The sequence below is a fragment of the Staphylococcus rostri genome, assembly GCF_002902145.1.
In the GTDB taxonomy this organism is placed as follows: Bacteria; Bacillota; Bacilli; order Staphylococcales; family Staphylococcaceae; genus Staphylococcus; species Staphylococcus rostri.
In genome coordinates, this window is record NZ_PPRF01000017.1 from 61487 (window position 1) to 87542 (window position 26056).

The 26056-nt window shown below is 37.8% G+C and carries 23 protein-coding genes and 1 pseudogene; 15 read left to right on the top strand and 9 right to left on the bottom strand.

Annotated elements, in window-relative coordinates; translation table 11 throughout:
* Positions 1-6: 6 nt before the first annotated feature.
* Both CD122_RS02900 and CD122_RS02905 read left to right on the top strand, forming a co-directional pair.
* Complete coding sequence (locus CD122_RS02900; protein WP_103357501.1) at positions 7-639, top strand: hypothetical protein; 633 nt, start codon at positions 7-9, stop codon at positions 637-639.
* A 354-nt stretch (positions 640-993) separates the two neighbouring features.
* The gene (locus CD122_RS02905) at positions 994-2598 is read left to right on the top strand and encodes an L-lactate permease (RefSeq protein ID WP_103357502.1); all 1605 of its coding nucleotides are present in this window, start codon (positions 994-996) and stop codon (positions 2596-2598) included.
* Positions 2599-3115: 517 nt separating this feature from the next.
* On the opposite strand, the gene CD122_RS02910 is transcribed toward CD122_RS02905, so the two are convergent.
* Both CD122_RS02910 and CD122_RS02915 read right to left on the bottom strand, forming a co-directional pair.
* Entirely contained in the window at positions 3116-4324 is a 1209-nt protein-coding gene (locus CD122_RS02910) for an ISL3 family transposase (protein WP_444972099.1), read from the bottom strand.
* Between the two features lie 234 nt (positions 4325-4558).
* Positions 4559-5731 carry a glycosyltransferase family 4 protein gene (locus tag CD122_RS02915; protein WP_103357503.1) on the bottom strand — a complete coding sequence of 391 codons (1173 nt, stop codon included), beginning with the start codon at positions 5729-5731 and terminating at the stop codon, positions 4559-4561.
* 284 nt (positions 5732-6015) lie between these two features.
* On the opposite strand from CD122_RS02915, the gene CD122_RS02920 reads away from it, so the two are divergent.
* The gene (locus CD122_RS02920; protein ID WP_103357504.1) at positions 6016-6870 is read left to right on the top strand and encodes a S1 family peptidase; all 855 of its coding nucleotides are present in this window, start codon (positions 6016-6018) and stop codon (positions 6868-6870) included.
* Positions 6871-7229: 359 nt separating this feature from the next.
* Entirely contained in the window at positions 7230-8723 is a 1494-nt protein-coding gene (gene mqo, locus CD122_RS02925; protein WP_103357505.1) for a malate dehydrogenase (quinone), read from the top strand.
* A gap of 79 nt (positions 8724-8802) precedes the next feature.
* Here the strand turns inward: mqo and CD122_RS02930 are convergent, their stop codons facing one another.
* Complete coding sequence (locus CD122_RS02930; RefSeq protein ID WP_103357506.1) at positions 8803-10170, bottom strand: sensor histidine kinase; 1368 nt, start codon at positions 10168-10170, stop codon at positions 8803-8805.
* Positions 10163-10840 carry a response regulator transcription factor gene (locus CD122_RS02935; RefSeq protein WP_103357507.1) on the bottom strand — a complete coding sequence of 226 codons (678 nt, stop codon included), beginning with the start codon at positions 10838-10840 and terminating at the stop codon, positions 10163-10165. Before CD122_RS02935 ends, CD122_RS02930 begins: the two co-directional genes overlap by 8 nt.
* Positions 10841-11019: 179 nt before the next feature.
* Between CD122_RS02935 and CD122_RS02940 the strand changes: the two genes are divergently transcribed.
* On the top strand, positions 11020-12084 hold the full coding sequence (locus CD122_RS02940; RefSeq protein WP_103357508.1) for an ABC transporter permease: 1065 nt from the start codon (positions 11020-11022) through the stop codon (positions 12082-12084).
* Positions 12081-12752, top strand: a complete 672-nt coding sequence (locus CD122_RS02945) for an ABC transporter ATP-binding protein (RefSeq protein ID WP_103357509.1) — start codon at positions 12081-12083, stop codon at positions 12750-12752. Before CD122_RS02940 ends, CD122_RS02945 begins: the two co-directional genes overlap by 4 nt.
* 54 nt (positions 12753-12806) lie before the next feature.
* On the opposite strand, the gene CD122_RS02950 is transcribed toward CD122_RS02945, so the two are convergent.
* Positions 12807-13742, bottom strand: a complete 936-nt coding sequence (locus tag CD122_RS02950) for a YdcF family protein (protein WP_103357510.1) — start codon at positions 13740-13742, stop codon at positions 12807-12809.
* 138 nt (positions 13743-13880) lie between these two features.
* Between CD122_RS02950 and CD122_RS02955 the strand changes: the two genes are divergently transcribed.
* From CD122_RS02955 to tenA, 3 genes are all read left to right on the top strand, one after another.
* Positions 13881-14366 (top strand): MarR family transcriptional regulator TcaR, encoded by a 486-nt coding sequence (locus tag CD122_RS02955; protein WP_103357511.1) that lies wholly within the window; start codon positions 13881-13883, stop codon positions 14364-14366.
* Positions 14367-14419: 53 nt separating this feature from the next.
* Entirely contained in the window at positions 14420-15802 is a 1383-nt protein-coding gene (locus CD122_RS02960; RefSeq protein WP_103357512.1) for a membrane-associated protein TcaA, read from the top strand.
* A 571-nt stretch (positions 15803-16373) separates the two neighbouring features.
* Positions 16374-17063 (top strand): thiaminase II, encoded by a 690-nt coding sequence (gene tenA, locus CD122_RS02965; RefSeq protein ID WP_103357513.1) that lies wholly within the window; start codon positions 16374-16376, stop codon positions 17061-17063.
* Positions 17064-17114: 51 nt separating this feature from the next.
* Here tenA and CD122_RS02970 read toward each other — a convergent pair whose 3' ends face one another.
* Positions 17115-17720: a hypothetical protein gene (locus tag CD122_RS02970; protein WP_103357514.1), complete on the bottom strand. Its 606-nt coding sequence runs from the start codon at positions 17718-17720 to the stop codon at positions 17115-17117.
* 240 nt (positions 17721-17960) lie between these two features.
* Here CD122_RS02970 and CD122_RS02975 point away from each other — a divergent pair, with 240 nt between their 5' ends.
* Together CD122_RS02975 and CD122_RS02980 are read left to right on the top strand one after the other, a co-directional pair.
* Positions 17961-18863, top strand: a complete 903-nt coding sequence (locus CD122_RS02975; RefSeq protein WP_103357515.1) for an alpha/beta hydrolase fold domain-containing protein — start codon at positions 17961-17963, stop codon at positions 18861-18863.
* A 71-nt stretch (positions 18864-18934) separates the two neighbouring features.
* Positions 18935-19579, top strand: a complete 645-nt coding sequence (locus CD122_RS02980) for a FusB/FusC family EF-G-binding protein (protein WP_103357516.1) — start codon at positions 18935-18937, stop codon at positions 19577-19579.
* 279 nt (positions 19580-19858) lie between these two features.
* Here CD122_RS02980 and CD122_RS12250 read toward each other — a convergent pair.
* Positions 19859-19951 (bottom strand): annotated as a pseudogene (locus CD122_RS12250) (hypothetical protein); the annotation flags it as partial.
* Here CD122_RS12250 and CD122_RS02985 point away from each other — a divergent pair.
* Positions 19950-20891, top strand: a complete 942-nt coding sequence (locus tag CD122_RS02985; RefSeq protein ID WP_240624110.1) for a PTS sugar transporter subunit IIC — start codon at positions 19950-19952, stop codon at positions 20889-20891. The pseudogene CD122_RS12250 and the gene CD122_RS02985 overlap by 2 nt on opposite strands.
* A gap of 63 nt (positions 20892-20954) precedes the next feature.
* On the opposite strand, the gene CD122_RS02990 is transcribed toward CD122_RS02985, so the two are convergent.
* The gene (locus CD122_RS02990; RefSeq protein ID WP_103357518.1) at positions 20955-22595 is read right to left on the bottom strand and encodes an alpha-keto acid decarboxylase family protein; all 1641 of its coding nucleotides are present in this window, start codon (positions 22593-22595) and stop codon (positions 20955-20957) included.
* Positions 22596-22734: 139 nt separating this feature from the next.
* On the opposite strand from CD122_RS02990, the gene CD122_RS02995 reads away from it, so the two are divergent.
* Together CD122_RS02995 and CD122_RS03000 are read left to right on the top strand one after the other, a co-directional pair.
* A complete protein-coding gene (locus CD122_RS02995; RefSeq protein WP_373694267.1) occupies positions 22735-23190 on the top strand; it encodes a MarR family winged helix-turn-helix transcriptional regulator in 456 nt (151 codons plus the stop codon).
* A 32-nt stretch (positions 23191-23222) separates the two neighbouring features.
* The gene (locus CD122_RS03000) at positions 23223-24149 is read left to right on the top strand and encodes a lactate/malate family dehydrogenase (RefSeq protein WP_103357519.1); all 927 of its coding nucleotides are present in this window, start codon (positions 23223-23225) and stop codon (positions 24147-24149) included.
* 59 nt (positions 24150-24208) lie between these two features.
* On the opposite strand, the gene CD122_RS03005 is transcribed toward CD122_RS03000, so the two are convergent.
* A complete protein-coding gene (locus CD122_RS03005) occupies positions 24209-24685 on the bottom strand; it encodes a thioesterase family protein (protein ID WP_103357520.1) in 477 nt (158 codons plus the stop codon).
* 141 nt (positions 24686-24826) lie between these two features.
* Between CD122_RS03005 and CD122_RS03010 the strand changes: the two genes are divergently transcribed.
* Positions 24827-26032, top strand: coding sequence for a GTP-binding protein (locus CD122_RS03010; RefSeq protein ID WP_103357521.1), 1206 nt, complete (start codon positions 24827-24829; stop codon positions 26030-26032).
* Positions 26033-26056: the final 24 nt, after the last annotated feature.

The window sequence follows — 26056 nt, forward strand, 5'->3', positions numbered from 1 at the left end:
ATATTTATGAAAAAATTATTAACCGGCCTTTTTGCATTATCACTTGTATTAGCAGCATGTTCTAACGATGATGGCTCAAAAGATACTGACAAAAACAAATCTTCAGAGCCTAAAACAGAACAAACGAAACAAAAGACATCATCGGATAAAGACAAGACAACAAACAAAGACACCAAAGCTCAAAATGCTGATAAAGACAACACAAATAATAGTGTAGACAATGCGAAACAACCAGACACGACACAACCAGACAATCAAGCGCAAGCAACGAATGATACAACGACACAAAATAATGCGCAGATGAATCAACAAGCAACGGCGACAGCTAATAGTAATGCACCTTACCAAGGACAAAACGTGGTACCTGTTGCACAAAATTTGGTGCGTCAACCGATTAGTGAACAACAAGCGCAACAAGTTCTACCAGATTTTCAAAGTGCGTTACAAAGCGCAAATGCTGAAGCCAACCAATTCAATGGTTACCAAAATCCATACAATGATTATGCCATTGAAGGGGAGGATGGCTACCATATGTACGTTTTCAGCTTTTTAAACCAAGCAGATCCAGGTTCTTATACAATTGTAACAGTTGATAAAACAGGACAACCTAAAATTGTAGATCCTGCTTATCGTCAATAATCAAATAGAAGGATTGGGGTTATTTTGCCCCAGTCCTTTTGTATTTCACTGAGTTAAGAAAGGCAGCGGTAACCATGAAGTATGAATGTACATTAACAAATTTCACTTAGGATGGAAATAAAATTTTGAATTGTTTTGAAAAAAGTGGTAGTTTGGTAAAATGAAATATCAGTTCCTATACGTTTAAATTAAGTATGATTCATTATGTAATTTTATCTTTTATACATATTAAAAAAATTTACGATAACATATTGATTTGCCAATTAATACGTGGTATATTTTTCATGTGAAATAAATCACAATTTATTTTTATTTCATCAGTAAGTAAATAAATATTAAAGGAAGATGAAAGAGATGTTAGTACATTCATTTGATCCATTCCAAAATCTTGCTCTGTCTGCAGTAGTGGCAAGTATTCCGATCATTTTATTTTTACTCTGCTTAACAGTGTTCAAGATGAAAGGGATTTATGCAGCACTTACAACATTAGTAGTTACAATCGTAATCGCGTTGTTCGTGTTCAAGTTACCAGTGGGGATTGCATCTGGTGGCGTTATCGAAGGTTTTTATCAAGGTATTTTACCAATCGGCTTTATCGTAATGATGGCAGTTTGGTTGTATAAAGTAACAGTTGCGACAGGTCAGTTCGCAGTGATTCAAGATAGTATCACGACAATTTCCGAAGACCAACGTATCCAATTGTTATTAATCGGTTTCTGTTTTAACTGTTTCTTAGAAGGTGTAGCAGGATTCGGTGTACCGATCGCAATTTGTGCGGTATTACTTACACAATTAGGCTTTGAACCATTAAAAGCTGCGATGCTTTGCTTAGTAGCGAATGGTGCTGCTGGTGCATACGGTGCAATTGGTTTACCAGTAGCTGTTATCGATACATTAAGCTTACACGGTAACATTTCAGCACTAGACGTTGCACGTTCTTTAAACTACAGCTTACCGTTTTTAACAATCTTTATTCCATTCTTATTAATCTTTATTTTAGATGGATTTAAAGGTATTCGTGAAACATTACCAGCTATTTTAGCAACAATCGTTCCTTACGTAGTGTTACAAGTTTTACTTAGCTACGTTCAAGGTCCAGAATTAATTGATATTTTACCGCCATTAGCGTCAATGGCAACTTTAGCTTTAGTATCTAAACGATTCCAACCTAAAAATATCTTCCGCTTGAATGCTGAGGAGCCAAAGGTTGAAACACCACATCATAATGGTAAAGAAATCGTTTATGCTTGGAGCCCATTCATTATTTTAACAGTACTTGTACTTATCTGGAGTACGAAATCATTCAAAGGTTTATTCATGGAAGGTGGCGCATTAGAATTTTTAACAGTTCAAATTCCGCTTGCTTTCACAATGAATGATGTTTCAGAAAAACCAATTACATTAATTTTTAACTTGTTGAACCAAACAGGTACAGCATTATTAATTGCTGGTATTATTACAGTGATTTTATCTAAGCAAGTTAATTTCAAACGTGCAGGTCAATTACTTGCAGAAGCGTTCAAAGAATTATGGTTACCAATTTTAACAATCTGTATGATTTTAGCAATCGCTAAGTTAACAACATACGGTGGTTTAACAGCAGCAATGGGTGAAGGTGTTGCGAAAACAGGTGCAATCTTCCCATTCTTATCACCTATCCTAGGTTGGATTGGCGTATTTATGACAGGTTCTGTTGTAAATAACAACGCATTATTCGCACCAATTCAAGCATCTGTTGCACCGCAAGTCGGTACAGCTGGCGCATTGTTAGTAGGTGCCAATACAGCAGGTGGTGCGATTGCGAAATTGATTTCTCCACAATCTATTGCGATTGCAACAGCAGCCGTAAAACAAGTTGGTAAAGAATCAGAACTCTTGAAGATGACATTAAAATACAGTGCAGGTTTACTCGTAGTTTGGTGTATTTGGATCTTCATCCTATCATTAATTATTAGCTAGTCATAAGCGAATATATAGAGAAAAGCGTATGTGTTTCCTAGTATTAGGGAGTGCGTACGCTTTTTGTATTGGAGTGGGACAGGCATATCATTTATCGGAAAAGATTCCGTTGTCCCACCCAAAAAAAGCACGTATTCCTGCATGATGAGGTAATACGTGCTTTGTCGTTATAAGGCTGTTCAGCTTCTGTGGTGGAAAGATAATTATAAGTACCTAGTTTTATTTATATTGTAATTCCAGCTGAGTTGAAATAGCTGTCTTCATTTAGCGTACAGTCCTTTGTGATTGTGCGCTTTTTGAATACCATCGTTTCTTGATTGCTCGCTTGCCAAGGCGCCTCACTCCAACTAATTTTGGCTTTATTGGAGTTGTTAGTAAGCTTATAAGTGGAAGCCAAAATGGATTTTCCGTTCGGCTTGTTGCCTTAGGCGTCTCGCAATCGAAACGATTTACGCGTTAGCTTCAACACAATACATCGTACTACAGAATGTGTTAGTCAGCCATTACTACGCAAATTCTAAGCTGCATATCTTACAATACTTTGCTTTTTAGGACGTTGATAAAGCTTAAATATTAAGAGTATACGTGCTTTAAAATTATCGAAGTTTCTGTATCCATATGCCGTTCTTTTTATAAGTTTGATTTTATTATTAATCCCTTCAATACCACCATTGTTAAACTGTGGGTGCTCGATTGTTGAACGAATAATGGACGCGTGTTTTTGGTAGAATCGAACGACACGCCATACGCCGGTTGATACTTTCTTCTTCTCAACATTACGTAGCGTTTCTTTGAATCGTAACCAATCACATTGTTTCAATGCTTCTCTGAGCTCTTGAACAAGTATATAGACGTTATAAAGCTTCTCATCGAGGTTTAACAGATAATCTAACACATCCCTAGATGTCACATACGTCTTAAATGACCTTGAACGATAATGCTCATAACTATTGATTTCTTGTCTATTCATTAACAATAGTTTCCAGTGATTTTTAAGTTTTGTGTAGTCTTTAGGGGTACTATAACGACAACCATTCATAATTGAAACACGGTATTTATTCAATTCTCTATTAAGATGTTGAACGATATGAAATCGATCAAAGATGATAGTCGCATTAGGAAACACTTCTTTAATAAAATGAATGTAAGGTTCATACATATCGATTGTAACTGTTTCAACTGCTAATCGTTCTCGACGATCAAAACGATAAAAGTATTCTTTCAGGTTATAGATACGTCTATCTTCTAAAATATCTATAATTTGATTGGTTTCATTATTAATAAAGAGAAAACTCATAGCTGTTGTCACATGTTTAACGCTCTTAAACTCATCCATAGATATATGACGAGGTAAGCCTGATGAAGGCTTAACAGATAATGATTTGAAAGTCTTTTGAATACATCTATTAACCGTACTAGGCGACACACAACAATCAGCCGCAATGTCTTTCTCAGAACGTACTTGTGTGAGCTTGTCTTGAATGGCTAATTTAACACGATTAGAGATAAAGCAATGTTCATCAACAACATCTGTTTGCGCTGTAAAGGTTTTTTGACAGCACTGACACTTAAAGCGTTGTTTGGCTAGGTTAAAGTATACGATTGATTCTTGTGAATTCAATAGCGTTAAACGAGAGACGCGTTTACCGTGTTTATGAATTTGTTTCGAGTCCTTGTTAGTACAATACATACAACTTTCAGGGAGATAAGATAAAGTACCGTAGATGACTGTAGAAAGCTAACCACGCACTTTCACATCTTCATCAATATGATGTACTTGAATATTTTCATCTTTTATTTTGAGTAGTTTTAAGATATCATTACACATAGGCGCATCATGTCTCCTTTAATTTGGGTTTAGCCACTTAAAATTATAGAGGCATGAGCGCTTTTTGCATATAAAAAAGAAAAAGGCGGAATGGCTATTCATGCCATCCCACCACAAAAGATGTAGAACCCGTTATAAACGCTGTTCAAGTGTTTGCAGCATTTTATTGAAGTGATAATAGGTGTTTTCTGGTGCGTGTTCCGCAACGGTCTTATATCCGGCTGTACGTAAGGTTTTAAGACGTTGACTAGGTGTGTTTTGTATGACATCTAGCAGTTGTAAACCAAGTTTTTCGGCATTCCCGTATGGAACGAGAAAGCCATTTTCACCATGGCGAATTAACGATGTAGGTCCAACATTATCATCAAAACTAACGACGATGCTACCTTGATTCATAGCTTCTAGTATCATCAAATCGAAACCTTCATTACGAGACGGGATGCACGTTACTTTACTTTCTGCAAGATATGTACTCAGTTGTTGTGTTGTGGGACGGAGAAAAATCAAATCTTGTAAGCGTAAATACATAATGGTTTGCGAGAGTGCTTCTTTCTCTTGACCATCTCCAAATATTTGAACAGTATAGCCTTCTTCGCGTAAATCATCTTGAACGGCATAAACTGCTTCTATCAGTAGATCAAATCCCTTTTCGTACTCAAAGCGTCCAGCAGCTGTTATTTGATTTTTCTTCATCATATTATAGCGTTTTTCGGCTATCATATTTGGAACAACAAACACGGGTGTGTGTGGTAGCACTTGTTGGTACTGCGTTTTGTCCTGTGATGTAAGTGTTGTGAGGGCGTCTAAATGTGCATAATAACGAATGATTTCGTCACGGTATGCTTTGTTATGTGCTGTATAGTTCATATGCTCCATGCCGATTCGCCACTGCTGTGGCCTCGCATAACGCGCAATTAAGATGTTGAGGCTTGCACGCGTACCAATAAGGACATCTGCTGACTCTTGCTGAATCGCACGCAATAACTTACGTTCAATGTAACTCGAGTATTGGCGATAGCATGGCTCGTGTTTGGTAAGATAGTGAGGTTTCAGTAAAGGTGTAAACTTACGGATTCGATTAGCAAATAGTGGAATCATATTGCGTACTTTCAATTGATAGTCTACAAGTGATACCACTTTTACTCGGGAATCCAATTCAAAATACGGCTGACTTTGTGATTGGAAGACCGAAATAATTTTGACTTTATGACCTTCTTTTACAAGTTCGTTAGCTAAGTTACTGACTGTTTTGACTGTGCCCCCCATCGCATAAATGTTGTGCATTAAGAATGTGATTGATTTCATGATGCATCCCTCAATTTGCCTCTTTTAGCTCATTATAGCATTGATAATATGGCTAGAGAACTGAATGACTTTTGAGAATTTAGATTGAAGAGATGCTAATATTTATTACCAGTTTAATATAATTTATTGTCCTACACATTCTTCTAGTATATACTATTTTGTAATAGTGTAAAAAGTGTTTTCTTGATGTAGGTGGTGACTCGGATATTAAGGGTATAAAGATTTAGAGTTATAAAAGGGGAAGTGCTTTGGAATCAATATAAATCTAATAGGTGTGAAGTATTTTGAAAGTAATAGTAAAAATAGTTCTTATTTCATTAATATTTATTAACGTTTTGATTTTGCCAGCATATGCAGATTCATACCTGGACAAAAGTATTACGCTTAAAGAGTCAGGTGTTGTTGAAGCGCATCATATGGTTCAAAAAATCCCTAATAATGAGATTAGTATTGAAAGCGTTAAAAATATAGATACCGTAAAAAGTGCGGTTGGAACACTTCAAAACACCAAAAACAAATTTTATGGAACAGCTTTTGCAATAGATGATTATACGTTAATAACAAACAATCACGTGGTTGAAGAAAATTTTGGTATTGCGAAAGAACCGAAATATCATCCTGAAAAGCCTGAGAATTTAATATTTAGTCCGTCAAGAAATGGGGATAAAAGACCTTATCAATTTACTATTAAAGATGTAAAAATGATTAAAGGTGCTGATGTAGCTATTTTACACACAAATAAAAAGTTATCATCCTATATTACACCTTTAAAATTAGCTAATATACAAGACTTACCGCATTTGAAATTTAAAGATAATATTACAGTTTTGGGTTATCCAGCTAAAGGGTATTTACCTGAGTTGTTCTCTAAAGATTTAAAATATACGATGTATGCGTCTAAAGGTTATTACTTAATGAAAGCTAAGTCGATTGATCCACAATTTTATATTAAGTCAATTGTTCGAAAAGGGTCTTCTGGGTCTCCTATTTTAAATAGTGAAAATGAAGTTATTGGTATCATTATGGATGGGTCAAATAACGTAAATGCAAGCCTTACTGTACGCAGTAAAAATGAATTAGCATATGTTTTTGAATTATCAGGCTATGTCAGAGAACAGATTGAAAAAGAAAGATACTAAAAACTCATATACAAAATAAATGCATCCCAATGACCACAAATAAGGGATGCATTTTGTTTGATTGAATGATTGGAATTTAAGTTACATGATGGATTGATTGAATTTTTATGACGTAAGCGCTTTTTTCTTATTCTTTTTAGCGTTATAATTGAGATATTAAGATATTTTACAATTCAATAGCACAAAGGGTTATAAAGAGGCACATGAACGATGTGATGTTTCAAAAGGGATGATAGGCAGCAGTAGCGAAAAGAGTATGTTATATACTATTTTTGTCGGGGGAACAACGAATCTTTTGGATGCGCAAATTTTTGTGTCACGACCAAATATGAACAAACGAAAAGGGGGACTGGATTGTTATGAATAACCTACATAACAAGACAGATGTTGTACTCATCGGTGGCGGTATTATGAGTGCGACGCTAGGCATGTTGTTGAAAGAAGTACAACCAGATTGGGAGATTAGTATTTTTGAACGTCTTGGTAAATGTGCTGAGGAAAGTTCAAATGCTTGGAATAATGCGGGGACAGGGCACTCTGCATTATGTGAGCTGAACTATACGAAAGAACAAGCGGATGGTTCAATTGATATTACGAAGGCGATTCATATCAACGAACAATTCCAAGTATCGAAGCAGTTTTGGGCGCATTTAGTTAAAACGGGTCAACTACCTGAGCCGGAAAAATTTATACGTTCAGTGCCGCATATGAGTTTTGTAATGGGGACAGACAATGTGCGATTTTTAAAGGCGCGCGTGGAAGCGTTAAAAGACAACAACCTGTTTAAAAATATGACGATTTCAGATGAACCGGACACATTGAAACAATGGGTGCCGCTTATGATGGAAGGTCGTCAAAATTTAACAACACCGATTGCAGCAACACGTGACCACTCAGGTACAGACGTGAACTTTGGTACGTTGACAGGGCAGTTACTCAACCGTATTGAAGAACGTGACGCTGGCGTTTATTACGAGCATGAAGTGTTAGACTTGAAACAAAACAAAGACAAAACATGGACGGTTAAAATCCGCGATATTCGAGAAGACAAAGTATTTACAGTCGTTTCTAAGTTTGTGTTTATCGGTGCAGGCGGCGCAAGTTTGCCGTTACTTCAAAAAACAGGTGTGCCGGAATCTAAACATATCGGTGGTTTCCCGGTAAGTGGTCTGTTCTTAGTATGTAAAAATCCTGATGTTGTTGAGAAACACCATGCGAAAGTGTATGGTAAGGCAAAAGTAGGCGCACCGCCAATGTCAGTACCACACTTAGATACACGTTATATCGATGGTGAACGTACATTATTATTCGGACCATTCGCTGGCTTCTCACCAAAGTTTTTAAAACAAGGATCATATTTCGATCTCATCAAGTCTGTGAAGCCTAACAACTTACTGACGATGCTTGCGGCAGGTGCGAAAGAAATGCCACTCACAAAATACTTAGTGCAACAACTGATGTTATCTAACGATGAACGTATGGATGACTTACGTGAATTCGTACCAAATGCCAAAAATGAAGATTGGCGCGTTGTTGTCGCTGGTCAACGTGTACAAGTGATTAAAGATACCGACAAAGGCAAAGGAACGTTACAATTCGGTACAGAAGTCATCACGACACAAGACGGTACGCTTGCTGCGCTACTCGGTGCATCACCAGGTGCGTCTACAGCTGTACCAGTCATGTTAGACGTGTTACAACGTGCATTTGGAAGCGAATTCCCACAATGGGAAGCAAAAATCAAAGAAATGATTCCGTCATTCGGCAAAAAGCTGAGCGATGAAGATGCATTATACGAAAAAGTTAATGCAGATGTTGTGAAATATTTGCAACTTAATCCAGAAAGTAAATAAACGTAAAAGCCATTGGTAAGAAAGGCATCGCAACGCCTATTATAAATAGGTATTGCGCCCTTTACCAATGGCTTTTTTGTTATACAAGTGGCAATATAATGGTGAAAGTAGTACCGACGTCAGGTGTGCTCGTCACAGCCACTTGACCATGATGACAGGCGATAATGGATTGTGTAATTGCTAGACCCAGCCCGTTACTGTCAGTATGGGATGTTGCTTTATAAAAACGTTCAAAGATATGTGAAACGGTTTCGGCATCCATACCTGGACCATCATCTTCAACGGTAATCGACAGTGCTTCATTCTGTTGAGATAAGTTAATTTCAATCGTCCCATACATGGGTGTGTATTTAAGCGCATTACGAATAATATTACCGATGGCTTGTGTGAGTAAACGTTGATTGCCTGTGTATGACACTTCTGCCAAATCATAGATGATGCTCAATGCTTTCTGTTCAATGGTATAGCCTTCGTTGGCAATAATGTCTTGAATAACTTGATCAACTTGAAATGTATCATCAAACTTCAAGTGACCACCATTATCCATTTCTGATAAGAGTAACAGTTGCTGCGTGAGCTGACTTAAGCGATGTGTTTCATTGTAAATGCGTTGAATATATTCAGCCTGTTGCGTCGAATCTTGCTCATTTTGTAGTTGATTCAGCAAGTGATGAATATGTGTTAAAGGTGTTTTAATCTCATGTGATACGTTTTGAACAAAGTGCTGACGCATATCGTCGAGTTGTTTCAAAGCAACGCGCATCGTATCGAAATGTTGTTGCAGCGTGCCAATTTCATCTGAACGAGTTACAGCGATAGGCGTATTGAAGTTTCCTTCCATCATACGTTCAGTCGCTTTTTTTAATTGTTGCACAGGTTTTACAAGCGCATACGTCGACCAGATTACTAAAAGAATTGAGAAAACAACTAGTAATCCAATAAGTACGATGAGAAAATAACGAAATTCGGCTAATAAAAAGTTAATATCAGGGCGCATAAAGACAGCATAATTTCCAGATGTCGTCTGAAAACGTGTGCCAACGGTGTTGTGTGATTCATTGTCGAAAAAGCCTGTAATTACAGGGTTGAATGGACGATTACGAATGCCATGATAATCCTTACCAGCAAGTACTTGATCAATCGCATGTCGACTCAAATTATATTGCCGGAAAGACGCACCATAGTGATGTACTTTATGCTGCTCATCTACAGCAATAACTTGATAATTCAAATCGCCTAATAGCTTCAAATGTGCAGTGAGCGCTTCATCTGTATGGATATTTTTGTAAGTATCCGCACGCTTTAAAGTCGTCATCACTTTCGCATCATTTTGTTCTTTCAACGCAAAGTGGTAGTACACATTCGTCACTAAAAAACTTGCGATGGCACTAATTATCATCACGGTAATCGTATAAAAAGCGAGACGTGTATAGAGGGATTTAAACATCATACGTCACCTTATATCCTACACCGCGCATGGTTTCTATTTGAATGTTTGCGCCAAGTTTCTTCAAACGTGCACGTAGGCGTTTAATATGGACATCGACAGTACGTGTATCTCCCTCGTAATCAAAGCCCCAAATCTTGGTGATTAGTGTTTCACGCTCAAATACTTGTTGTGGATAGGCCACTAGTAGGTTGAGTAGCTCAAACTCTTTGTTCGGTAGCATGAGTACTTTGGATCCTACCTTTGTTGTGCGTTCCGCTTGATTGATGACAACGTTGCCCAATTCAATTTCAACGTCCGTTTGTACTTGATAACGACGGAGTACCGCTTTAATACGGAAAATCAACTCAGCGACTTCAAATGGCTTAGTGACATAATCGTCTGTACCGGCTAAGAAAGCACGTTCTTTATCACTGAGTGCATCACGTGCGGTCAACATAATCACCGGATAACTGTAGTCATATTTCAATGTTTGGCACAGTTCAAAACCATTCATGCCATCCATCATCACATCAACAATGGCAATATCAATCGCATGATCAGCGACATAATCAAGAGCAGCCTCAGCGCTGGGTTGTGTAATTGCCTGATAACCTTCTTTACTAATATGAGAAGAAACATATGTCAAAATTTCAGGATCGTCGTCTACGATTAAACAAGTAACAGTCATAAATACACGCCTTTCAAACATTAGATTTATTCATTTTATCATAGCGTATTTTGTAAAAACTTGCATTGAGAGTGGAGTGGAAAGTGCATTTTTCTATAAATATGACGTGTGTTCATATTCTGTTCATATAAGCCGTATATAGTTAAGGCATGATATGAAACGGAAGGGAGATTTGAACGATGAAATTAGCGATATCAGAATTAAAGTTTTACAAGTTTCGATACGCACTCATATTATTTATCGTTATTCTATTAGCGAGTATGGTGTTATTTATCACAGGTCTCGCACAAGGACTAGCACGTGAAAATGTATCCATGTTAGATGGCTTTAAAGCAGAGCGTTACGTGATACAGAAAGACTCAGAGGACTTATTGGAGAAGTCGAGATTTTCTGTCGATACACAGAAAGAAATTGAAGCGGTCATTCAAGACAAACCGATGAAAATTGCTAAGGTATCAACGCAATTTAAAGATTTTAAAGAAGATATGTTGTATGCCAACTTACCAAAAAGTGAGCGACCAACATTGAAAGAAGGTCATTATCCTCAAGGTGCACAAGAAGTCGTGTTAAACAGTAAGCTACAAGGAAAAGGAATTAAAGTAGGCGACTGGATTGAAGGTCAAGATCATGACAAAAAACTACAAGTCGTTGGATTTTTTGACCACGCCATGCATTCCCATGCTAATGTCGCATTGATGACAGATGAAGGATTGGAACAAGTTGCAGGACAACAAGTCGCAACCGCAATGTATCCATTACATGATGTGAGCGATCGTCAAATTAATGACTTAAAACAAATTGATGGCGTCAAAATCGCAACAAAAGATGACTTGAAAGCAGCAATTCCAAGTTATCAAGCAGAACAAATGCCATTGAACATGATGGTCATCAGTTTATTCGTTATTACTGCCATCGTCTTAACAGCATTTTTCTATGTTATGACGATTCAAAAAACATCAGAAATTGGTATTTTGAAAGCAGTCGGTATTAAAACTGGCCATTTGTTAGGCGCATTAATATTCCAAATTCTGTTCGTCACAATGTTAGGTGTATTAATCGGTATTGGACTTGTTGTAGGGCTCTCAATGTTTATGCCAAGCACGATGCCATTCGTTGTAACACCGACAATTATTCTGTTGACGATTGTCATATTTATTATCGTCGCATTAGTCGGCGCATTATTATCATTTGTACGTGTTTACAAAATTGATCCAATTGAAGCAATAGGAGGTGGCTTTGCATGAGTTTAAAAGTTGAAAACTTAGTAAAAACATTTGGTCAGGGTGAGGCGGCAACAGTCGTCTTAAAAGGTTTAGATTTTGAAGTACAGCCGGGCGAATTCGTGATATTGAATGGGGCATCAGGCTCAGGTAAGTCTACACTATTGACGATTTTAGGTGGTTTATTAACACCAACTGAAGGTAAAGTTTCTTTAGACGGACAAGATTTGACACAATTGTCGGCGAAAGCGCGTACGGATAAACGCTTAAAAGAGATCGGCTTTATTTTTCAGGCATCTCATTTATTACCGTATCTTAAAGTGAAGGAACAGTTGATTACGGTTGGGCAAGAAGCAGGGATGTCTAAAAGTGAAGCGGCAGCACGTGCGACAAGTTTGTTAGAACAGATTGGGTTAGGGCATCGCTTGGAAGCCTACCCACATATGTTGTCAGGCGGTGAGAAACAACGTGTGGCGATTATGCGTGCATGGATGAATCAACCCAAACTTCTATTGGCGGATGAACCGACAGCAAGTCTCGATGCGAAACGTGCGACGGAAGTAGTTGAGATGATAAAAAAACAAGTGCGTGACGAGAACGCGATTGGTATTATGGTTACGCATGATGAACGCTTATTCGATTATGCAGACCGTATGTTATATTTGGATGGCGGTCAATTAACGCAAAAATAATATAAAATGAAGGACGATGCAAATGGGTGCGGTAAACATTTGTATCGTCCTTTTCTATAAAATGGTAAGGATGAGCTGTACGACAATAAAGAGTGTCCATACGAATGGGTGATGAAGTAGCAACCCACAATAGTCACGAATATATGAACGTGCACGATAACGCAGTGGCGATAATGCACCGTAACCATTGACAGGGATACCAAGACGTTGGGCAATGCGTAATGCACGTAAAAGATGAAAATCACTTGTTACAATGACACACTGTGTTCCTGGTTGAATGAGTGGTTGACTGTATCTCAAATTTTCACGTGTATTTGTTGAATGCGCCTCACAAGTGATGTTTTCTTGAGGAATACCCAACTTAATTAGATAACGTTGCATAGCAAGTGCTTCTGAGATAGGCTCGTCATCGCATTGCCCCCCACTAACAATCCACTGAGTTGTGTCACGATGTATCGCATAGGCAGCATCAAGGCGCGCTTGTAGCAATGGTGAGACGACTTCAGATGAAATGCCAGCACCTAGCACGATGAGTGTATCTGGTGCTTGTTTCGGCGGTGTTTGACGTAAATACCATGAAAAATAAAGATAGGCAGGCAGACTTAATAAAAAGACGAGTGTTAGACCGTATAAAAGTTGAAAACAGAATCCTATAAATGGTGGCACAATTGTAGCTAATAGCGCGCTTCCGATACATAGACTGCTGATTGCGATGAGATAGAGACTCAATGTATTAATAAAGTGACGGCCATCTGATTGTGTAAATAGAATGTTATGCTGTTTGAATGCTAAGTATAATAAGATACTTACTGATAATGCAATGGATGTCCATGGAATAACATGTGTGCGTGTCGAGAGCCATACGGTTAACATATTGAGTAACAAAATAGATTGAAACAGACGTAGTGGTCCATTTTGATATGGGATATACTTCGCCATACATATAAGAATGAGATATAATAATGGAATAACTGAAAGTAAGATTCCCATATTTAAGCCCCTTTATCGGATGATATACTACATGATACTAAATTTTCAGTGTTTTGGCGTGATTTAGCAGTTTCTTTGTTAAGAAATTGTTGATACGATGTAGGGTACATTGATATGGAGAATAGAGGAGTGCAAAATATGTTGAAAAATGACATAATGAATCAACATATCCGTTTTATGGGTGAATTCATGACGAATATGAATGCGTTGACGGCGGGATTGTTGCGTGATTTAAGGGAACAATATGGTATTTCTAACGAGCAGTCTAGCGTATTATTGATGCTGTCACATGAGAAGGCATTAACATTAACGGAGATTACGATACGACAAGGTGTAAATAAAGCGGCAGTGAGCCGACGCGTTAAGAAGCTGTTAGACTTGGAGCTAGTCAAATGTGCGTATGCGAATTCTGAAACGGACAAGCGTTTAAAATATATTGAACTGACAGATTACGGTATGGCCTATGTACAAGATTCACGCAGTCTCATTGCAGACTTAGCAACAGAAGTGTTGTCGGACATTCCAGGTGATGAGTTGGATGAAACACGTGCAGTTTTAGAAAAAATTGATAGTCGCTTGAAAGGACTTGTTCAAAAAAGTACAGCTGAGAAGTCACTACACTAACGAAACATTTAAGTATAGTGTCATGCGATATGTAAGAAAAAGGAGATGAAGCTATGAAGCGGTGTCCAAAGTGCCACAATCGTTTACAACATAATTCTTATTGCTTAGATTGTCACCTGCAAGTGCATTATTCTGTAGAACCGCCTAATCAAGATTCAAAATCTCCACAAAAAGCGACTTCGGATGATGCGACAAAATCTATAAAAAAATGGGTGCCAGCTATTATTGGTGGCTTTATTAGTGTTTTATTACTTATTTTATTTTTACTGTTACGCAACTTTAATTCACCAGAAGCGCAAGCCAAAATATTCGTAAATGCTGTGAATAATGGTGACGCGGCTAAGGTGGCAACGATAGTCAGCACGAAAGATAATAAAGTTGGACGTCAAGAAGCTGCCCGCTATATTGAATTTATAAAAAAAGAAATGGGCATCAAAAAGTTTGAGAAGCAAGTGTATCGTCATGTCGGGAAATTTGATGAAGATTCGCCAGTTGCTTATGAAATAAAAACCGACAATAACCAAAAAGTGTTACGTATTAGTAAAAATGGACGTCGTTATTTAATTTTTGATAACTTAGGATTTCAAGCACCGATGAAGAAAGCCGTCGTCAAACCTAATACATCAGCAACTTATGAATTTGAAGTCAACAGTCAGAAAAAGAAAGTAATGGGCAAAAAAGATGAAACAATTCTGCTCGGCTATTTTATCCCAGGTGACTATGTGCTGGATGCGACGAAAAAAACACCTCGAGGTACATACGAAGGACAGTTGAAGTTTAATACCGGCTCAAGCGATCATGATACTGTCAACGTGACTGAAGATTTTCAAGAAGCACGTGTGAAAGTAAATATAAAAAATAGTGGCGGATTGGACCAAGATTCATTAAAAGTTGTGATTAATGGTGAAACGCTAGACGTAACAGAGAATCAAACATATGGACCTTTCCCACTTAACAAAGATTTGACGATTGCTGCTGAAGGTAAATCGCATGGGAAAACATTCAAAACAGCAACTGCAAAAATTGCACAAGCTGACGTGAAAGAAATGAATGAAGTGACGGTAGCATTTAATCAGCAAGAAATTGAAAAATACAATAAAGAGAAAGAAAAAGATGTATTAGATAAAATTGGAGACTTTGTTAAAAAGTATACATCAGCACGTAAGGAAGCATTTCAATCACACAGTATGAATGCCATCGAACCTTATCTCGTCAAAGATACAGACTTGTATAAGGCGATGACAACAGATGTGAAAAAGCAGCAGACCAGACAGGAACAATCGCCCGAAGTGACATACGTCGATAAAACGAATAACTTTTATTCCGTTATCGTTCAAAGTGAGACGGAACAAGGCAATACAGTGCAATCACATTACTTGTTGCAAGGCGATGATGATGGCAAAAACTTAAAAATCGTCAACTATCAAGCATACTAAGCCTGATAGTGACGATTTTTTGCTGTTAATAATGAGTTAGTACAACATGAAGGAAGCTGTAATAACAAGGGAATAATCGATTGACATTCGATTGAAAAGTGGAGAAAGCCAGTAATAGCAATGGAATAATCGATTGACATTCGATTGAAAAGTGGAGAAAAGCCAGTAATAACAAGGGAATAATCGATTGACATTCGATTGAAAGGAGGAGAAAAGCCATTAATAACAAGGGAATAATCGATTGACATTCGATTGAAAGGAGGAGAAAAGCCAGTAATAGCAATGGAATAATCGATTGATATTCGATTGAAAAAGGGAGAAAGTCAGTAATAACAATGGAATAATCGATTGACATTCGATTGAAAAGAGGAGAAAAGTCAGTAATAACAAGAGAATAATCGATTGACATTCGATTGAAAAGAGGAGAAAAGTCAGTAATAACAAGGGAATAATCGATTGATATTCGATTGAAAAAGGGAGGAAGTCAGAGAATAATCATAGGTTTCTGCTTGCAATTTCCGCTTATCTTTGAGATGTTGACATTGATTTATATAAAAAGGGGTTGGAAACAATGACGACATTTTCTGAAAGACTATTTCAACGCGTCGAACCAATATGGCAAAGCTATTTGGAACATCCATTTGTAGCAGGTATTGGGACAGGGACATTAGACAAGGATAAATTTAAACATTGGTTGAAACAAGACTATCTGTATTTAATCGATTACACGCGTCTATTTGCGCTCGGTGTTACAAAAGCACGTGATTTAGAGACGATGACATTATTTGGTACACTCGTTCATGAAACATTGCACACTGAAATGCAGTTACATAGAAATTATGCGGCGCAGTTTGGCATTTCTGAACAGGAATTAGAGGCAACGACACCGGCAAGTACAACGACGAGTTATACAAGTTATATGTTAGATCATGCGCAACGTGGTGATATTGAATATGTGATTGCAGCTGTGTTGACTTGTACGTGGAGTTACAACTATATTGGACGTGCACTGAATGAAATCAAAGGGGCTGCGGAACAACCGTTTTATGGCGAATGGATTCAAATGTACAGCTCTGATGAATTTACGGCACTTACAAATCAACTGATAGAGATGATGGATCATGCAGTAGAAGGTCAAAGTGAAGCCACTTTACAAGCGCTTGAAGATATTGTCGTACGCACAAGTTATTATGAATATATGTTTTGGGATATGGCAGAAAATAAAGAAATGTGGCCAGTACCTGATATTCATGCAAAATAGAAAAAACGTAGCGAGTATTTGAAAAAATGCTCGCTACGATTCTAAATTGGATTATAAACTTTTTGGTCTGCGATTACGGAAGAACAAGCTGATAAAATAAAGAAATGCAGCAATCCCTGTAAAAATAATTGCATTATGTACAGCATTCGATTCAGCAAGTATGTCCGTAGCATTTACATTGCCAATAATTGCCTGTATCGGTTCAAACGCGGCAGACAATTGTTTGGCTGCATCACGAATAATGACTAATAAGCCAACTGGAATGAAAAAGATACACAATGATACGATAAAGTTGACGATTTTAAGTAATGTCCGATTATATACAAGCGTTAAAATTGCCAAAACAATGTTAACGAAGCATAAAATAAAGAAGCCATTAATCGTCCATGATAATTGTGTAACGACTTGCTCAAAATCTGATAAATCCACAAATGTTTGGCTGCTCAACTCTTGATTAAATTGTTGTAATTGCTTGTAGTTAAGCTCAGTATTTAAAAAGTTAGAAGTAAATAAAGGGTCATGGTACATACTATATGCAGCTATCGCAGTAAGAACCATCGCAATTAACGTTAAAATAAAGCTAACGCCTGAACGACGCTTTTTTATATGTCGCTTCTGATATATCATTTGTTCGTTATGATTTGGTCCTTGATTCATAATGTGCCTCTTTTCTGTTTAGCTTGAGTTTATTGATGACAATAATGATTCATTATATTATAAGATAACGCTATTTCAAAGTTATATAATGTCGCATTGTTAAAATGAGAAACTGATAGGTCGTCTTCACAAGCATAGGTTAATAGAAGATTTCGTATCAAGCACAATAAAATCTTTCAATTATGATATTGTCTATTTATAATAGGTTTATAATTAAAATTTAAAAAGTGAGGGATCGTATTGAAACGAAATATTATGAGTAAGTTAATGGGGCGTTACTTGTCTCATCAACGACATATGAAGTTTAAGACAGAGCCAGAAATAGAAGCTTTTTTAGATAAACGTCGCGTGTTGAATGAGGAAAAGCATAAGCAACCAGATCAGATTAACGTGAAGTCTAACCTCGTTAAAGATATGTTTGATGAGATGCAAGTATTTCGTTTTAACTTCGGTCATCATATTAAAAATAAAATTTTATATATTTATGGCGGAACGTTTGTATTACAGCCATCTGCATTCCATTGGCGTTTTATGGACAAGTTGGCATATGAGACATTACATGAAGTCATTATGCCAATCTATCCAAAAGCACCAGCACATACATACCGTGATACGCATGCAGCGATTGAAGATGCGTATCGCCGTCTGTTAAAAGAAACAGAACCGGAGAACATCGTTATTATGGGCGATGCGTCTGGTGGGAATATGGCGTTAAGTTTTGTACAAAATTTATTGAAACAAGATGAATTGCCATTACCCGGGAAATTATATTTGATTTCGCCATGGCTCGACTTATCACTTTCGAACCCAGATATTACAGAACAAGTTCAAAAGCAAGATCCGATTCAAAATATTTTCACACTGCAACAAATTGCGAAAGTATGGGCAGGCGATTTAGAGCGTAAAGATCCACGTATTTCGCCAATGTACGGCAGTGTACGTGGCTTGCCACCTGTGTATATGTTTGGTGGCACGAGCGAAATTTTCTATCCAGATATGTGTCAATTAAGCAATTATTTCGATGCGGAACAGCAACCGCTCCATTTCTACACATACAAAGACATGGTGACAGCATTCCCGCTGTATCCGATTGTTGAATCGCACAAAGTGTTGAAACAAATTCGCAAAACAATTGATCAATAAATCAAATACGGAGCTGACAACGGCATGTAGACTGTTGCAGCTCTCTATTATTTTCAAAGGGGAGCCAAATTATGAAACCAGCAATCTATCCTTACCAGTACAATGACATTTGTGCCCAAATTCAACGCTTAAAAAATGTGTACAGATCAGTGAATGATATAGAAACAATGCGCGTTGTTCAAGTCGATACACGTGATGCCATACTCAATGCGTTTACTGAGACAGATGCACAACTGCTTGAGACTGTTGAGCGTTTGATGAATATTCGCTTATCTCAAATGCAAGTAGATGACATCCTAACAACACTACGAAACTATGTTATCCCGTTTGAATTGCCTTCCCAAAAAAGAATGGAAAAGACATTTCGTAAGGTTAAAAAAATTAAATTTCCATCAGTTGAAGCGGCTTCACTCTATACACACAGTTTCATCGGTTGGAACGACTTAGCATCCAATCGCAAATATATGATGTACTATGATACACAGGGACAACTTCAAGGGTTTTATGGCGATTTATCTAATCAGGTTGTGAAAGGTTTTTGTTCAATTTGTCAAAAAGAGTCGAATGTCGCGTTATTTATGAAAAAGACGAATAGTGCGAGTGAAGGACGCTATACGAAAAAGGGCGATTATATTTGTCATGATAGTACACGTTGTAATGAACAGCTAACAGATATTACAGATTTTTATGCCTTTATTAATAAGTTAGCACGATAAGTATCAACGAGCGTAAACAGGGATGGAAACCTGAATACGCTCTTTTTTACGAACATTTATATTAAAAATTCAAAAAATTTCCGTGCAATTAATTATAATTTTTAGTAGAATGTTTCTTATACAAAAATTTAGAAATAAAGTAGATGGACAGTGAAGAGATTGTCAAAGGATATTTTCACTTTAGTTACAGATTGTGATACTGCCGATTTGTACAAATGATGTGTTACTTGTGCAATGAAGTTCTCGCAATTTTATTTTCATTACTAAAAGGAGAGATTCCATGGATTTATTGGTCGGTACGTTGTTTTTGATTTTAGTCCTCGTTATTTTCACGTTATTTACTTACAAAGCGCCTAATGGTATGCGTGCGATGGGTGCGTTAGCAAACGCGGCGATTGCGACATTTTTAGTAGAGGCATTCAACAAGTATGTGGGTGGCGAAGTACTTGGCATTAAATTTTTAGGCGAGCTCGGTGACGCAGCAGGTGGTTTAGGCGGTGTTGCAGCTGCAGGTTTAACAGCACTTGCGATTGGTGTGTCACCGGTTTATGCGTTAGTAATTGCAGCAGCTTGCGGTGGCATGGATTTACTACCGGGCTTTTTTGCGGGTTACATTATTGGTTATTTAATGAAATATACGGAAAGATATGTCCCAGATGGTGTTGACTTAATTGGTGCGGTGATTGTCGTTGCGCCACTTGCACGCTTAATTGCAGCGGGTTTAACGCCGGTGGTCAACAACACATTGTTAAAAATTGGCGATATTATTCAAAGCTCAACGGATACTAACCCAATTTTTATGGGGATTATTCTTGGTGGTATTATTACCGTTGTAGGTACAGCGCCGTTAAGTTCGATGGCGTTGACAGCGTTGCTAGGCTTAACAGGTGTACCAATGGCGATTGGTGCGATGGCAGCCTTCAGTTCGGCGTTTATGAATGGTGCATTGTTCCACCGTTTACGTCTAGGTGATCGTAAAGCAACAATTTCGGTAAGTATCGAGCCACTTTCACAAGCAGATATTGTATCAGCGAATCCAATCCCAGTGTATTTGACGAACTTTGTCGGTGGTGCTGCAGCGGGTCTTGTTATCGCATTGTCAGGTCTGATTAATGATGCGACTGGTACAGCAACACCGATTGCAGGATTTCTCGTAATGTTCGGTTTTAACGACTGGTTAACAGTTGTATTATATGGTGTCGCAATGGCGATTATCGGACTGATTGCGGGTGTGCTCGGCTCTATTGTTTTCAAAAACTACCCAGTGGTCACAAAACAAGATATGATTGCACGTGGTGCGACAGACGCATAATGTTATACGAAAAGAACCGATTGAGTCAATTCAGTCGGTTCTTTTGAATTTATAAACAAATACTTATTGATTTTGAGAAGAAAATGCTTGTGCAATATCGCGTAGTTTTGCAGGGGCATCTTCTATTGCCATTTTGACTTCTACGACATGCATACGGTCATTATGCGTATCTATTTCTTGAAAAATATTTTGTAAATCATTGGTTGTAAGAGCATCATGAACAGCAACTTGCTCACCACCGAAAACGGCAGGTAGTGCTTGATAGTTCCACATTTGAATATCGTTGTATGGTTCATACATGCCGTGAATGAGGCGTTCTACTGTGTAACCATCATTGTTAATAACAAAAATGACGGGTTTCAGTTGCTGTCTAATCATTGTTGATAATGCTTGTACAGTTAATTGTAAAGAGCCATCTCCTATTAATAAGAGATTACGTCTATTTGGATTGGCTATTTGTGTTCCTAAAGTTGCAGGTAAGGTATAACCAATAGAGCCCCATAATGGCTGCCCGATAAATGTGTTGCTTCTATAAAGTGATAAATTGTACGCACCAAAAAATGAAGAGCCTTGTTCTGCGATAATGATATCTTCAGGTTTAATAAAAGATTGTATCATTGTAAAGTAATTTTGTTGTGATAATGGTTCGTCATTAAGCGGTAATGTAAAATCTTGTTCTTTTTCATAAGCTGGGAATTTAGTCGTATTGCAATAATTTAGTTTCAGTAAGCCTTCTAGAATATTAGTCAGAGATACATCATTTAAAATAACATCATTGATTTTTAAATGTTTGTGGTTTAAGGTCACAACATTTTCCATATTAAATTGATGAGAGAACCCTGCTGTAGCAGAGTCAGTTAGTTTTGCTCCGATAGTTAAAATCAAATCGCTATGATTCACATAATCTTTAATATGTGTTTCTGCAATCTCTCCATCATAAATACCTAAATAGTGTTCATTTTCTTCATTAAAAGCCCCTTTACCTAATGAGAGTTGTGCAACAGGGATATGTGTTTGATTGACAAATTTTTCTAACTCATCCTGTAAGTGAAAGCTGTTAATTTCATGACCGGCAAGAATGACAGGTTGCTTTGCCGTTTCAAGTCGTTGTGCAATTTGCTGCACATAATCAGAAATGTCTTGAGAATGTGTGGGTTGTAATTCAAAAGGTTGCGATACTTGAATTTCTGTTAGTGCAACATCGATAGGCAAGTGGATGTGCACAGGTCTACGTTCATCGACAGCTGTTTGGATTAATCGAGGAATTTCTGATGTTGCATTTTCTGGTGTGATATAGCCTTGAGTAGCTGTAATGTGTGTAAACATTTTTCGGTAATCATCGAATGTACCTTCTCCTAAAGAATGATGTACATACTTGCCTGCTTTTTCTACTGCGCGTGTGGGTGCGCCCGTAATCGCGATAACTGGAACGCGTTCTGCATAAGCTCCGGCAATACCATTTACTGCACTGAGTTCACCAACGCCAAAAGTTGTAACTAATGCACCGAGTCCATTAACACGTGCATAACCGTCTGCAGCATAACTTGCATTAAGCTCATTTGTATTACCGATCCATTTGACTGAAGGATGTGCAACAATATCGTCTAAAAATGCTAAATTAAAATCACCAGGAACACCAAATATCTCGTTCACACCAGCAGCATGCATGGATGCTACTAAATATTGTCCTACACGTTGTTTCATTATCAATACGCCTCCGTTATGATTAATATGTTTTTAGCATAACAACTTTCAATTAATAGGTAAAGTATGTTGACTTATTTTTGTTAAGACAAAGTTTAGAGAGTGTACTATAATGAATATAATTACAGAAGGAAAGCGAATGATTGCCGTGCCACAAAATGATTATGAACATATGTTGTTTTACTTTGCATACAAGACATTTATTTCGACGGCTGATGACATGATTGAATCCTATGGCATGAGTCGTCAGCATCATCGATTTTTATTTTTTATTAACAAATTACCGGGTATTACGATTAAGGAATTATTAGAAACTTTAGAGATTTCTAAGCAAGGTTCACATGCAACGTTGCGAAAATTAAGAGAAGAAGACTTAATCACAGAACAGGTCTCTGAGGTGGATCGACGTGTAAAACATTTGTATGCGACTGAAAAAGGACGTACACTCATTACAAAATTGAATCAAGCACAAGATGAATTGTTACAGACGATTCAATCAGAAGTTGGTGACAATTGGTATGATGTTATGGAAGCATTGGCGAATCATAGAGAGGGTTTTGAGAAGGTTAAGCATTTGAAAGATGATTCGGAATAATTGCATGGATATTATTAAAGGGGACGATAAATATGAAATTGGGTTTAATTGGAATTGGTAAAGTGGGAAGTCAAATTCTAACAGATATTCAATATTTGAATTTGTTTTCTGATATTGTAGTTATTGATACGAATGAACAGTTAGCAAGAGGGGAAGTTGTAGATCATCAACATGCACAAGGGTTGAAGTCGACGAGCCATATTCGTATTAACAGTGGGGATTATGCGGACCTAGTGGATGCGGATGTGATTGTTGTGACAGCGAGTATTGCGACAGATCCTAATTTACCTGACCGTACAGCGTTAACCAAAGGCAATGTAGCAGTTGTAACGGATGTGATGAATCGTATTCATGCAGTGACGCAACAGCCGCTTATTGTTTTTGTGTCGAACCCCGTGGATACGATCACGTATGTAGCAACACAAGTGAATGATTATCCGAACGAGAAAATAATGGGTACAGGAACGTTATTAGAGAGTTCGCGTTTTAGAACGTTGATTGCTAAGCATTATGATATTGATCCGAAAAGTGTAGAAGGTTTTGTGATTGGGGAGCATGGCCAACATGCAGTGCCAGTATGGAGTAAGACGACCATTGCAGGTATGTCGTTGGATGAGTTTGAATTATTGTCCAACAAAGCATCCATCAACCGAACAGCAATTACGCAACAAATTGATAAAGTATCTTTTGATGTGTTCCATGATAAAGGTTGGACGAACGTTGCGATTGCGAAGACGACCGTCGAACTGGTAAAAAGTTTGATGTTGAATGAAAAATCAATTTTACCGCTGACATCACTTGCGAAGAATGGACGTTTAGCAGTGAGTTTGCCAACATTAGTGACACGACAAGGCGTTGAACACGTATTCCAAATTGCTTTAGATGAAACGGAGCAGCAGCAATTTGAGCAGGCACAAGCGTATATTCAACAAACGATTAATACACATTATCATAAATAATGAAAGCACACCGTATAGTGGATGACAATGTATCCATTTATACGGTGTTTTATATTGTGTTATTTACGTGGTATGCCAATGCGATGGCCGAGTTGTGCAGGCCATTCTTGCTGACCTTGTGATGCATAGTAATGTACTAATTGCTGATAAATATCGTCTGGATAAGGGGCTGCACGACGCGTGTTACGGTCAATACCCATCATCATCGTTTCCCCAGTCGCACATAACGTGTTAGTCTCTCTGTCGAACAATGTCATAAAGAAATGCGTCCGTTTTTCATCGTAGTCATAGATGCGGACATGAATATCAATCGTATTCCCTTGTGCGATTTCTCGTATATACGTAATATGTGTTTCAAGTGTGAAGACGGTGTAGTTACGACGCGTCCGTTCTTCAGTCGTCAATCCTATTTGATCATGAAAGTGGTCGATAGCCAGGCTGAACACACGCGCATATTCTGCATCATTCATATGTCCATTACGATCAATCCAAGCATCATCGACCAACGTTGTATCAACGAAAGGGTAGCTCAACATAATAACCGCTCCTTTTAAACAATATAGTTCCAATATAGCATGAACCTTCATCTAAAAACATAAAAGGTTGCGTTATCTGAGAACGTTGTTATATACTTTAAAACGTAACGATTACGATTTATAAAAGGTGGGCTATTCATAATGGATAAAAAAGTACCAGTAACTGTATTAAGTGGTTATTTAGGTTCGGGTAAAACAACGTTACTGAATCATATTTTAAATCATCGTGACGGACGTCGTATCGCAGTGATTGTGAATGATATGAGTGAAGTGAATATCGACAAAGACTTAGTAGCAGATGGCGGGGGCTTATCTCGTACAGATGAAAAGTTAGTAGAGCTATCTAACGGTTGTATTTGTTGTACGTTGCGTGAAGATTTACTTCGAGAAGTGAAGGCAATTGCGGAACGTGGCGGTATTGATCAAATTGTCATTGAATCTACGGGGATTTCCGAGCCAGTGCCTGTTGCGCAAACATTCTCATATATCGATGAAGAGATTGGCATTGATTTAACACAATTATGTCAGTTGGATACGATGGTAACGGTAGTGGATGCACATCGTTTTATGAGAGACTTCCAATCTGAAGACTTATTGTTAGATCGAGATCAAGCGGTAGGCGAAGGGGACGAACGTACGATTGCCGACTTATTGATCGATCAAATTGAGTTTTGTGATGTATTGGTGCTAAATAAAGTGGACTTAGTAACAGAAGAAGAAATCAATCAGTTAGAGGCGATGTTAAGAAAATTACAACCGTCTGCGAAAATCATTAGAACAGTTAATGGACAAGTAGACTTAGATGATGTTTTAGATACAGGGTTATTTAACTTCGATCAAGCAAGTCAGTCTGCTGGCTGGATTCAAGAATTAGAAGCTGGCGGTCATGCAACACATACACCAGAGACGGAAGAATATGGTATTTCATCATTCGTTTATAAACGCCGTCTGCCATTCCATGCACAACGCTTTAATGATTGGTTAGAAGGTATGTCGAAAAATATCGTCCGTGCAAAAGGGATTGCATGGCTTGCACAGTATAATGAAGTCGCATGCCTCGTATCACAAGCTGGCAGTGTTGTAGATATCCATCCAGTCACGTATTGGGTAGACGCAATGCCAAAAGCTGAGCGCGCTGCGATTCTGCAAGAGCGTGAAGATGTCCGCGCTGATTGGGACCCAGAATATGGCGACCGTCAAACGCAACTTGTCATCATCGGTATCGACTTAGATGAAGCCGCAATGACACGTGAACTAGATGAATGTTTATTAAAAGCAACAGAGATTAATGCCGACTGGTCACAATTAGAAGATCCATACGGTTGGCAAATTAGACGACAAGCTTAATCAAGCACATAAAAAAGCACGGTA